Genomic DNA, 11061 nt, shown 5'->3' on the forward strand with positions numbered 1-11061 from the left:
CTGTGCCCATCACTCGCGGCTTCCTCGGGAAGCGTCGACCCGAGCGTCCCGACCGGTTGCCTCCGGGTCAGTACGACACCGGCAGCGGCTGGCCGACGCTCACCGCCGAGGCCACTCCGAAGCTCGACGTCGAGCAGTGGTCGATGACTGTCGACGGCCTCGTCGACAGCCCCCAGACGTGGTCGTGGCGCGAGATCCACGCGCTGCCGGAGTCGACGTACTTCGGTGACATCCACTGCGTGACGACCTGGTCGAAGTTCGACACGACCTTCACCGGGGTCAGCGTCGACACGCTGCTCGAGGCGGCCGGGCCGCGACCCGAGGCGAAGTTCGTGATGGCGCACTCGACCACCGGCTACACGACCAACCTGCCGCTCGAGGACCTCACCGGCGGGAAGGCCTGGGTCGTCTGGGACTTCGACGGCAAGCCGCTCGCCCGCGGGCACGGTGGCCCGGTGCGCCTGCTGGTGCCGCACCTGTACTTCTGGAAGTCCGCCAAGTGGGTCACCCGGCTGGAGCTGATGGAGCGCGACCGGCCCGGCTTCTGGGAGCAGAACGGCTACCACGACCGTGGCGACCCGTGGCTCGAGCAGCGCTACCAGGGCGACCCGTAGGTGGGCGCCGCTCCCGCCGGTGGCTGGACCACCGGCACGATCATCGAGCTCGACCACCCGACGGACCGCCTGGTGCGGCTGCGCTTCCACGTGGAGGACCGGGTCGACCACCTGCCCGGGCAGCACTACGTCGTCCGGCTCCGGGCTCCTGACGGCTACACGGCCCAGCGGTCCTACTCGATCGCGTCCGACCCGGACGACCCGTTGCTCGAGCTGATGGTCGAGTGCCTGCCCGGCGGCGAGGTCTCCGGCTTCCTGCACGACGACGCAGCCGTCGGCGACGTCCTCGAGCTCCGCGGCCCGATCGGCGGCTGGTTCGTCTGGGAGGGCGATGCACCCTCGGTCGCCGTGGCGGGCGGGTCCGGCGTGGTGCCGATCGTCGCGATGACCCGCTACGCCCGTCGCCTCGGGCTCCAGGACCAGCTCAAGGTGGTCGTCGTCGCGCGGACCTGGGACGACCTCCCGTACGCCGCGGAGCTCCAGCGGTACGGCGCGTTCATCGCGCTCACCCGCGAGAACCTGGCAGTGGAAGGGGGAGGCGACCGGGTCGCGGCCCCGCCGTACCCCGCCGAGGTCGAGGACCTCGTCGCCGGCGCCGAGCGCGCCTACGTCTGCGGATCGGTCGGCTTCGCGTCGTACGCCACCCGACTGCTGGAGGACGCCGGGGTCCCGACCGACGCGATCCGGGTCGAGCAGTTCGGCGAGACCGGGTGACCGTGGCACTAGGCTCGGGACATGCTCATCCTGGGAATCATCCTCTTCGGCATGCTGATCGGCGCGGGCGCCCAGCTCATCCTCGGCCGTGACGGCGGCGGCATCGACTGGACCCTGGCGATCGTCGCCGGGCTGGTCGGCTCGTTCGTCGGAGGCCTGCTGATCAGCCTGCTGGCCGGCGATGGCATCGAGCTGCGGGCCAGCGGCATCATCGGCTCGTTGGTCGGCGCGCTGCTCATCACGGCGGGTTGGCGTTGGTACGCGGGCCGGTCCAAGACGGCCTGAGCCGCGGTGAGCCAGGCCTTCGGCCACTTCCGCGTCGGGTTCGTCACCGGCGCCACGCCCGACAAGTGGGCGCGCACCTGGCGTGAGCGCTATGCGCGCGACCCGTTCGAGCTGGTCCCGGTCTCCGAGGAGGACCAGGAGGAGCGGATCCGCGAGGGCACGCTCGACATGACGCTGGTGCGGCTCCCCGTGGACCGGGACGGCCTGCACTGCATCCCGCTCTACGACGAGCTGCCGGTCGCGGTGATCGGGAGCGAGCACCTGCTGACGCTCGCCGAGGAGGTCACGACGGCCGACCTCGCCGACGAGCAGCTGGTGCTCCCCCACTCCTCCGGGTGGACGCCCGACGCCGACCAGCTGGCCTGGCCCGAGATGACGGTCAAGGACGCGGTGGAGGTCGTCGCGTCCGGCACCGGCGTGGTGATCGTGCCGATGTCCGTCGCCCGCCTCCACCACCGCAAGGACGTCACCTACCGCGTGGTCACCGACCTGCCGGCCACCACGATCGGCCTGGCCTGGCTGGTCGACAACGAGGATCCGTGGGTGCAGCGGTTCATCGGCATCGTGCGCGGACGCTCGGAGCGCAGCTCGCGCGGGTGAGTCTCGTCTCGCGCGGCGCCGGGTTTCGGCGTACGACGCGCGTGGGTAGGCGCCTCAGGTGAGCATTCACGAGCAAGACCGTGTCCAACCACCAGCAGCGGCGCCCCATCCCGCGCTCGACGTAGAGCTCGACGAGGCCGCCGGCCGACCAGGGGGCCTCGACCGCATCGTGTTCGGTGTCACCGCCGGGATCGCGATCGCGTTCCTGGTCTGGGGCTTCGTCAGCACGAGCAGCCTCGCCACGGCGTCCGACAAGGCGCTGACGTGGGTGATGGAGGACACCGGGTGGCTCTTCGTGCTCACGGCGAGCGCGATCGTCGTCTTCGTGATCTGGCTGGCAGCGAGCCGCTACGGCGACATCCCGCTGGGCCGCGACGACGAGACGCCCGAGTTCCGCACGGTGTCGTGGGTCGCGATGATGTTCAGCGCCGGCATGGGCATCGGCCTGATGTTCTACGGCGTCGGCGAGCCGATCAGCCACTTCACGGATGCGCCTCCGGGCACGGGCGACGCCGGGTCGGTGCAGACCGCGATGGCCACCACGCTCTTCCACTGGACGCTGCACCCGTGGGGCATCTACGCGCTGGTCGGACTGGCCATCGCCTACGGCACCTACCGCAAGGGCCGGGTGCAGCTGATCTCGGCCGCGTTCGAGCCGCTCCTCGGTCGGCACGCCCACGGCGGCTGGGGCCGGGTCATCGACATGCTGGCGATCTTCGCGACCCTCTTCGGGTCCGCCGCCTCGCTCGGCCTCGGCGCCCTGCAGATCGGGACCGGGCTCGAGATCGTCACCTCCATCGGCACCGTCGGCAACGCGGTGCTGATCGCGATCATCGCCGTCCTGACGGTCGCCTTCATCCTCTCGGCCGTCTCGGGCGTCGCCCGTGGCATCCAGTGGCTGTCCAACATCAACATGGTGCTCGCGCTGGCGCTGGCGCTCTTCATCTTCGTCGGCGGACCGACGATCTTCATGCTCAACCTGATCCCGACCTCGGTCGGGAGCTATCTCGCCGACCTGCCGATGATGTCGGCGCGCACCGCGGCCGAGGGCGACGACGTGAACTCGTGGCTGGAGTCGTGGACGATCTTCTACTGGGCCTGGTGGGTCTCGTGGACGCCGTTCGTCGGCATGTTCATCGCCCGGATCTCACGCGGTCGCACGATCCGCCAGTTCGTGACCGGGGTGCTGCTCGTGCCGAGCCTCGTCAGCCTGGTGTGGTTCTGCATCTTCGGCGGTGCCGCGATCAAGCTCCAGCAGACCGGGACCGACATCGCCGGCGCCGGCGACGGCAAGATCGAGTCCCAGCTCTTCACCACCCTCGACGCCTACCCCATCGCCACCGTCACCACCATCATCGTGATGGTGCTGGTCGCGATCTTCTTCGTCTCCGGCGCCGATGCGGCATCCATCGTGATGGGGACGCTCTCCGAGCGGGGCAGCCAGGAGCCGCGCCGCCGTACGGTCGTCTTCTGGGGTGTCGCGACCGGATCGGTCGCGGCCGTGATGCTGCTCGTGGGCGGCTCGAACGCGCTCACCGGGCTGCAGTCGATCACGATCGTGGCGGCCCTGCCGTTCGTGGTCGTGATGCTCGCCCTGTGCGTGTCGCTGATGAAGGACCTGCGCAGCGACCCGTTGATGGTGCGCCGCCGGTACGGTGCCGACGCCGTCGAGGCGGCCGTCGTCGCAGGCGTCACCGAGCACGGTGACGACTTCGTCATCTCGGTCGACCGGGACCCCGAGGCGTAGCTACCAGCTGGTCGACAGCGGGCGGCCCTCGTGGAAGCCGGCGGCCGACTGCACGCCGACGACAGCGCGCTCGTGGAGCTCCGCGAGCGTGGTGGCGCCGGCGTACGTGCACGCCGAGCGGACACCGGAGCAGATCTCGTCGATCAGGTCCTCCACGCCGGGGCGGGCAGGGTCCAGGTACATCCGGGACGAGGAGATGCCCTCCTCGTAGAGACCCTTGCGCGCCCGGTCGTACGCCGACTCGGTGCTGGTCCGGTTGGCGACGGCGCGCGCCGAGGCCATCCCGAAGGACACCTTGAAGGCGCGTCCGTCGGCGTCGTGCGTCAGGTCGCCGGGCGACTCGTGCGTGCCCGCGAACCACGAGCCGACCATGACGGCGGACGCCCCGGCGGCGAGGGCCAGAGCAACGTCACGGGGGTGGCGGACGCCGCCGTCGGCCCACACGTGCCGGCCGAGCTCAGCAGCGGCAGCGGCGCACTCGAGCACCGCCGAGAACTGCGGCCGGCCGACGCCCGTCATCATCCGCGTCGTGCACATCGCGCCGGGACCCACACCGACCTTGACGATGTCGGCGCCCGCGCCGATGAGGGCGCGGGTGCCGTCGGCGTCGACGACGTTGCCGGCCACGACAGGCACCTGCGGGTCGAGGGCACGGACAGCGGCCAGCGCCTCGAGCATCCGGTCCTGGTGACCGTGCGCGGTGTCGACGACGAGGCAGTCGACGCCGGCCGCGAGCAGCTCCTTGGCCTTGAGCGCCACGTCGCCGTTGACGCCGACGGCGGCGGCGATCCGGAGCCCGCCCGTGGCGTCGACGGCCGGGCTGTAGAGGGTCGCGCGCAGGGCGCCGGTGCGGGTGAGCACGCCCACCAGGGCTCCGTCGTCGTCCACGGCGACCGCGAGCGGTGCGTGCGCGGCGTCCAGGGCGTCGAAGGCGGCTCGAGGGTCGGCGTCCTCGCGCAGCCGCACCGCGATCGGCTGCATGACGTGCTGGACCTGGGCGAAGCGGTCCACCTCGCTGCAGTCGGCCTCCGACACGACACCGACCGGTCGGCCGGCGTCGACCACCACGGCGGCGCGGTGCGCCCGCTTGGGGATCAGCGAGAGCGCCTCGGCGACGGTCTGCTGGGGCGTCAGCTCGATCGGGGTGTCGAAGACCAGGTGCCGCGACTTCACGAACGCGACCACGTCGGCCACGACCGAGGTCGGGATGTCCTGCGGGATCACCGTGAGGCCACCGCGGCGCGCGATCGTCTCCGCCATCCGCTTGCCGGCGATCGCGGTCATGTTGGCGACGACGAGCGGGAGTGTTGCGCCCGTGCCGTCGCTGGTGGCCAGGTCGACGTCGTACCGACTCGCGACCGCCGAGTGCCGCGGCACCATGAACACGTCGTCGTAGGTCAGGTCGTGGCCGGGGGCTGTCGCATCGAGGAACCGCACGTCGCAGCAGTCTACGGCCGGTCTCTAGGGTGTGCGCATGTCGTTCGTGGAGGCTGGCCAACCGTCGGAGCTGACCGAGGCGACACGTGCGCTCTTCCGGGAGACGTACGACGGGGACGCGACCGTCGTGGCGCGCGCGCCGGGCCGGGTCAACCTGATCGGCGAGCACACGGACTACAACCGCGGCCTGGTGCTGCCGGTTGCGCTCGAGCACGCGACCTACGCGGCGCTCGCGGCTCGCGACGACGGCGTGGTGCGGATCGCGAGCGGGGACGGCGGCGACCCGTGGACGGGCACCGTCGACGCGGTCGGCCCCGGACAGGTCGACGGCTGGGCGGCGTACGTCGCCGGGGTGCTCTGGGCCCTGGGTGAGGACGGGTTCGACGTGCCCGGCGTGGACGTCGTCGTGCACGGGACGGTGCCGCTGGGGGCCGGCCTGTCGAGCTCGGCTGCGCTCGAGTGCTCGGTCGCGCTCGCGGTCTGTGCGCTGCTGGAGGTGCCGGTCGACGACGACCTGCGGCACCGGCTCGTGCAGGCCTGCATCCGGGCCGAGACGGAGGTCGCGGGTGCGCCGACCGGCGGGATGGACCAGACGATCTCGTTGCTGGCCGTGGCCGACGCGGCGCTGCTCATCGACTTCGACGACGACGCCGCGCGGGCCGTGCCGCTCGGGCTGACCGAGGCCGGGCTGTCGCTGCTGGTGACCGACACGCGGGTGCAGCACGCCCTGGTCGACGGCGGGTACGCCGCGCGCCGCGCCGACTGCGACGCGGCCGCCGAGGCGCTCGGGGTGGCGAGCCTGCGTGAGGCGACGCTCGGCGGCGTGGCCGGGATCGCCGACGAGCGGGTCCGCCGCCGGGCCACCCACATCGTCACCGAGATCGCCCGCGTCACCGACACGGTCGACGCCCTCGCTACCGACGACTGGGCGGCCGTCGGGCGGCTCTTCGCGACCTCGCACGCGTCGATGCGCGACGACTTCGAGATCTCCTGCCCGGAGCTCGACCTCGCGGTGTCGACGGCGGTCGAGGCCGGCGCGATCGGCGCCCGGATGACGGGCGGCGGGTTCGGCGGCTCGTCGATCGCCGTGGTCCCGACCGACCGGGTCGAGGCCGCCGTACGCGCCATCGACACCGCCTTCGCAGCAGCGGGCTTCCGGGCGCCGCAGCACCTCCGCGCCGAGCCGGGCGGGCCCGCCGACCTCAGCACCTGACGGGTGGCCGTGCTTGAATCCTCGGCATGGCCGACAAGTCACCGATCGAGAAGGTCCAGGAAGCCGTCACCGATGTCGTCCGGGGGGCCGTCGCCGATCCGGTGGGCACCGCCGGCAAGGCGGCCGGGCAGGTCCGCGGGGCGGTGTCGTTGGGCTTCACGGTGTTCGGGCAGGTCGCGCAGACCGTCGCCGACCGGCTGCTGCGCACGCCCACCCCGCCGCCGTCGGCGCCGAAGCCTCCGGTCGTGGACCGAGGACAGCCGACGCCCGCCGATGTCGCCCGGGTCGTCGAGATGAAGCCGGCCGCGGCCAAGAAGGCGCCCGCGAAGAAGGCACCGGCCAAGAAGGCACCCGCCAAGAAGACCACCCCGAGCGGCCAGCTGCCCGTCAAGAAGGCGCCCGCGAAGAAGGCACCGGCCAAGAAGGCACCGGCGAAGAAGTCCCCCGCCGCCGGGACGGAGGGCTGACGGACCTCCGCCTGCCCGACCCGGCGCTCGTGGTGCTGGTCGGGCCGTCCGGAGCGGGGAAGTCCACCTGGGCTGCCTCCCGCTTCCGCGCGGAGGAGGTCGTCTCGTCCGACGCCCTGCGCGGGGTGGTCGGCAGCGGACCGCACGACCTGGACGCCTCGGCCGACGCCTTCGACCTGCTCGAGCGCATCGTCGCCGCCCGACTCGGGCGCGGTCTCACGACCGTCGTGGACACGCTGGGGCTCGACGAGGCGCGTCGTACGGCGTGGCTCGCGGCCGCCCGCGCCGCCTCGTTGCCGGCGGTGGTGGTCCTGCTCGACACTCCCCCGGAGCTCTGCCGCGCGCGCAACCGCGAGCGGGAGCGCCCGGTGCCGGCGCAGGTCATCACCGGTCAGCTCCGGAAGGCCGCCACGATCGGCACCGTGCTCGACCTCGAGGGCTGGGACGCCGTGCACCGCGTCGAGCATGCCGGTCGTGAGTCCGAGCGCGCGCCCGAGCGCCCGCTGGGACTCACGACCCGACCGACCGAGCGACGCAGCTCCCAGGGGCTGCGGTTCGTGCTGCAGGTGGGTCGGTTCCCGTGGGGCGAGGAGCCGGCGGCCTGGCTGGCCGGGATCGCGACGGCCGCCGACCAGGCGGGCTTCGCCGGGCTCGCCCTGATGGACCACCTGATCCAGATCCCGCAGGTCGGCCGGGCCTGGGAGCCGATCCCCGAGCCGTGGGTGACGCTCGGACTGCTCGCCGGTCTCGACACCGGCCTGGAGCTCGGCACCCTCGTCACGCCGGTGACGTTCCGCTCGCCGGGCGTCACGGCCAAGGCGGCGGCCACCCTCGACGTGCTCACCGGCGGTCGGGCGTTCGTGGGTCTCGGCGCCGGCTGGTGGGGGCGCGAGCACGCGGCGTACGGCCTGCCGTTCCCGCCTGCCCGCGAGCGGCTCGACCTCGTGGAGTCGGCCATCGCGACGATGCGCGACCTGTGGGCGCCCGGGACCAAGGGCACGGACCGGCTGCCCGAGACGACGTGCTACCCGCGGCCCGTCCACCCGATCCCGATCGTCCTCGGCGGCTCCGGTGAGCGGACGCTGCGCATCGGCGCCCGGCTGGCCGACGCGGTCAACGTCCGCACCGAGCAGGTCGACCGCGCCCTCGCGGCGGTCGCCGGCACCGACGTGAAGGTGACCGTGCTCGACGTACCGCCGGGTGGCCGCCAGTTCGCCGACCCGCCGCCGCGACAGCTCGACCGCTACGGAGCCTTGGCGGACCTGGGCGTCGACACGGTCTTCCTCGCGATCTCCGACCTGAGGGGACCCGACGACGTCGCGGGGGTGGCGGCGATCCTCACTTGAGCTCGGCGCTGGTGAGCCCGAGCACCCGACGGGCGACGATCAGCTGCTGGATCTGCTGGGTGCCCTCGAAGATGTCGAGGATCTTCGAGTCGCGCGCCCACTTCTCGAGCAGCTCCGTCTCGCTGTAGCCCAGCGACCCCGCCAGCTGCACGCACGAGAGCGTGATGTCCGAGCCGACCCGGCCGGCCTTGGCCTTGGCCATCGACGCCTCGAGCGAGTTGGGCTGCCGGTTGTCGGCCATCCAGGCGGCCTGGAGCATCAAGAGGTATGCCGCCTCCCAGTCCGCCTCCATCTGGAGGAGCTTGGCGGCGGCCGCCGACTGGGTGATCGCCGGCCGGTCGTAGTCGACCTCGACGCCGACCTGAGACAACAGCTCCCGGGTGAGGTCGAGCGAGGCCCGGGCACAGCCGACGGCCATCGAGGCCACCAGCGGACGGGTGTTGTCGAAGGTCGCCATCGCACCGGCGAAGCCCTGCTTGGTGTCGACCTCCGGCGAGCCGAGCAGGTTCTCCGCCGGCACCCGGCAGTCCTCGAACCTGATCGTCGCGGTGTCGGACGCCTTGATGCCGAGCTTGTGCTCGAGGCGCTCGACGGTCATGCCGGGCGTGCCCTTGGGGACCACGAAGGACTTGATCGCCGCCCGGCCCAGGGACCTGTCGAGCGTCGCCCACACGACGATCGCGTCGGCGCGGTCGCCCGAGGTCACGAAGATCTTCTCGCCGTTGATGACGTAGTGGTCACCATCCAGGACGGCCGTGGTCGAGATGTTGGCCGAGTCGGAGCCGGTGCCAGGCTCGGTGATCGCCATGCCGGCCCACACCCCGGCGAAGCGCTCCTGCTGCTCGTCGTCGGCCACCGAAGCGATCGCCGAGTTGCCGAGACCCTGGCGGGGCATCGACAGGAGCAGCCCGACGTCGCCCCAGCACATCTCGGCGATCGACATCACCGAGGCCAGGTTGGTGCCGTTGCGCACGCCGTCGTCCGCTGCCGTGTCGTCGCGCTTCACCCCGGCCGCGCCGGCACCCTCGCTGGCGCCGGACTCGGAGAGCCCATCGATCATCGCGGCGAGCATGTCGAGCTCCTTGGGGTAGGCGTGCTCGGCCTGGTCGTACTTGCGCGAGATCGGCCGCAGCATGTTCATCGCGACCTGGTGGGCCTGCCCGACGAGCGGGCGGAACTTCTTCGGGTCGTCCAGGTTGATCGCCATCAGATGAGCACCGTGCCTTCCATGATCCCGATGGACCGGAGGTCGCGGTACCAACGCTCCACCGGGTGCTCCTTCACGAAGCCGTGGCCGCCGAGCAGCTGGACGCCGTCGAGGCCGATCTGCATGCCCTTGTCCGCGCAGAGCTGCCGGGCGAGCGCGACGTCACGCGCGATGTCCTTGCCTGCGGCGGCCCGGGAGGCTGCCTTCCAGGTGAGCAGCCGCATCGCCTGCAGCTCGATGGCGATGTTGGCGACCATGAAGGCCACCGACTGCCGGTGGGCGACCGGCTCACCGAACGCCTCCCGCTCCTTCACGTACGGCGTGACGTAGTCGAGCACCGCCTGCCCGACGCCGACCCCGAGCGCGCACCAGGCGAGCCGCGACAGCCGCACGCACTCGGCGTACGTCGTGCCGTCGGTCGCGCCGAGCACCGCATCCGCCGGGACCGTGACGTCGCTCAGGTGCAGGCGAGCCAGGCCGGCGGCCCGCACGCCCATCGCCGGGTCCGCCTCGATCTCGAGCCCGGCCGCGCCGGACTCGACGAGGAAGAGCACCGGCGCGCCGTCGAGGGACGCCCCCACGACGAAGAGCTCGGCATCGGCCCCGCGGGCCACGGCGGACTTGAGGCCGTTGAGCACGTAGCCGTCGTCGGTGCGGACCGCGGTGGTCGCAGGTGCGAGCACGTCGAAGAGCACCGTCGGCTCCGTGAGCGCGATCGCGGCCGCGGAGACCGCGTCGTCGGTGAACGCGGGGAGGTAGGTCTGCTGCTGGGCGTCGCTCCCCCACAGCCCGATCGCCGTGGCGACCGACCCGGGTGCGAGCGATGCGACGGCGAGCCCGAGGTCACCGTGCGCGAGCGCCTCGGCGACCAGGGCGCCGGCGACGGCCGAGCGCTCCTCGGTGATGCCGCCGAGCGCCTCGGGCAGCCCGAGGATCGGGAGGCCGACCTCGAGGCCGGCCTTGAGGACGACGTCCGGTGCGGCGCACGCCTCGTCGGCCTCGGCCGCGGCGGGCCGGAGGACCTCGGCGGCGAGCTCGGTCACCACGTCGACGAGCATCTGCTCGTCCTCGGTCGGCGTCAGGTCGAAGACCCCGCGCGCCGAGGTGGGTGCCGGTCGGGCGCCGGGGCTCCCCTGCTTGCCTGCCTTGGCGAAGGTGCGACCGGCGGTCGTGATCGTGCGGAAGCCGCTGCGGGTGGCCGTGTAGACGGCGGTCTCGGTCTGCTTGCGCAGCCCAAGGCGGTCGAGGACGTCGCTCTGCGCGAGGCGGCTCAGCGCGGCGACGGCGTACCCGATCGGGTCGCGGGTCTCCGTGGAGGCGATGCCGTGCCGTCCACCGGGACGCAGGCTCTGGAGAAGTGACATGCCCTTAATGTAACTCGGAGTTACACTCGGCGCTACGACGCGGTCGGTGGGTCCGGTCACATCCTGG

General features: G+C 72.3%; 11 protein-coding genes. 8 read left to right on the forward strand and 3 right to left on the reverse strand.

Going from position 1 to position 11061, the window contains the following annotated elements; translation table 11 throughout:
- The first annotated feature begins 2 nt into the window (after positions 1–2).
- Genes ABEA34_RS20265 through ABEA34_RS20285 form a run of 5 tightly spaced genes read left to right on the forward strand, consistent with a single transcriptional unit; the run spans position 3 to position 3960 of the window.
- Positions 3–614 (forward strand): sulfite oxidase-like oxidoreductase, encoded by a 612-nt coding sequence (locus ABEA34_RS20265; RefSeq protein ID WP_345523392.1) that lies wholly within the window; start codon positions 3–5, stop codon positions 612–614.
- The gene (locus ABEA34_RS20270; protein ID WP_345523393.1) at positions 615–1328 is read left to right on the forward strand and encodes an FAD-binding oxidoreductase; all 714 of its coding nucleotides are present in this window, start codon (positions 615–617) and stop codon (positions 1326–1328) included.
- Between the two features lie 21 nt (positions 1329–1349).
- Positions 1350–1613 carry a GlsB/YeaQ/YmgE family stress response membrane protein gene (locus tag ABEA34_RS20275; protein ID WP_345523394.1) on the forward strand — a complete coding sequence of 88 codons (264 nt, stop codon included), beginning with the start codon at positions 1350–1352 and terminating at the stop codon, positions 1611–1613.
- 6 nt (positions 1614–1619) lie between these two features.
- Positions 1620–2213, forward strand: a complete 594-nt coding sequence (locus ABEA34_RS20280; RefSeq protein WP_345523395.1) for a LysR family substrate-binding domain-containing protein — start codon at positions 1620–1622, stop codon at positions 2211–2213.
- 58 nt (positions 2214–2271) lie between these two features.
- Positions 2272–3960 (forward strand): BCCT family transporter, encoded by a 1689-nt coding sequence (locus tag ABEA34_RS20285; protein WP_345523396.1) that lies wholly within the window; start codon positions 2272–2274, stop codon positions 3958–3960.
- On the opposite strand, the gene ABEA34_RS20290 is transcribed toward ABEA34_RS20285, so the two are convergent.
- Complete coding sequence (locus ABEA34_RS20290) at positions 3961–5397, reverse strand: GuaB1 family IMP dehydrogenase-related protein (RefSeq protein ID WP_345523397.1); 1437 nt, start codon at positions 5395–5397, stop codon at positions 3961–3963. It lies immediately after the preceding gene.
- A gap of 37 nt (positions 5398–5434) precedes the next feature.
- On the opposite strand from ABEA34_RS20290, the gene galK reads away from it, so the two are divergent.
- Genes galK through ABEA34_RS20305 form a run of 3 tightly spaced genes read left to right on the forward strand, consistent with a single transcriptional unit; the run spans position 5435 to position 8423 of the window.
- Positions 5435–6610 (forward strand): galactokinase, encoded by a 1176-nt coding sequence (gene galK / locus ABEA34_RS20295; RefSeq protein WP_345523398.1) that lies wholly within the window; start codon positions 5435–5437, stop codon positions 6608–6610.
- Between the two features lie 26 nt (positions 6611–6636).
- The gene (locus ABEA34_RS20300) at positions 6637–7077 is read left to right on the forward strand and encodes a hypothetical protein (protein ID WP_345523399.1); all 441 of its coding nucleotides are present in this window, start codon (positions 6637–6639) and stop codon (positions 7075–7077) included.
- Positions 7078–7106: 29 nt separating this feature from the next.
- Positions 7107–8423, forward strand: coding sequence for an LLM class flavin-dependent oxidoreductase (locus ABEA34_RS20305; protein ID WP_345523400.1), 1317 nt, complete (start codon positions 7107–7109; stop codon positions 8421–8423).
- On the opposite strand, the gene ABEA34_RS20310 is transcribed toward ABEA34_RS20305, so the two are convergent.
- Positions 8416–9630 carry an acyl-CoA dehydrogenase family protein gene (locus tag ABEA34_RS20310; protein WP_345523401.1) on the reverse strand — a complete coding sequence of 405 codons (1215 nt, stop codon included), beginning with the start codon at positions 9628–9630 and terminating at the stop codon, positions 8416–8418. The two genes, ABEA34_RS20305 and ABEA34_RS20310, sit on opposite strands and share 8 nt — an antisense overlap.
- On the reverse strand, positions 9630–10994 hold the full coding sequence (locus tag ABEA34_RS20315) for an acyl-CoA dehydrogenase family protein (RefSeq protein ID WP_345523403.1): 1365 nt from the start codon (positions 10992–10994) through the stop codon (positions 9630–9632). Before ABEA34_RS20315 ends, ABEA34_RS20310 begins: the two co-directional genes overlap by 1 nt.
- Positions 10995–11061: the final 67 nt, after the last annotated feature.

The sequence above is a fragment of the Nocardioides conyzicola genome, assembly GCF_039543825.1.
In the GTDB taxonomy this organism is placed as follows: Bacteria; Actinomycetota; Actinomycetes; order Propionibacteriales; family Nocardioidaceae; genus Nocardioides; species Nocardioides conyzicola.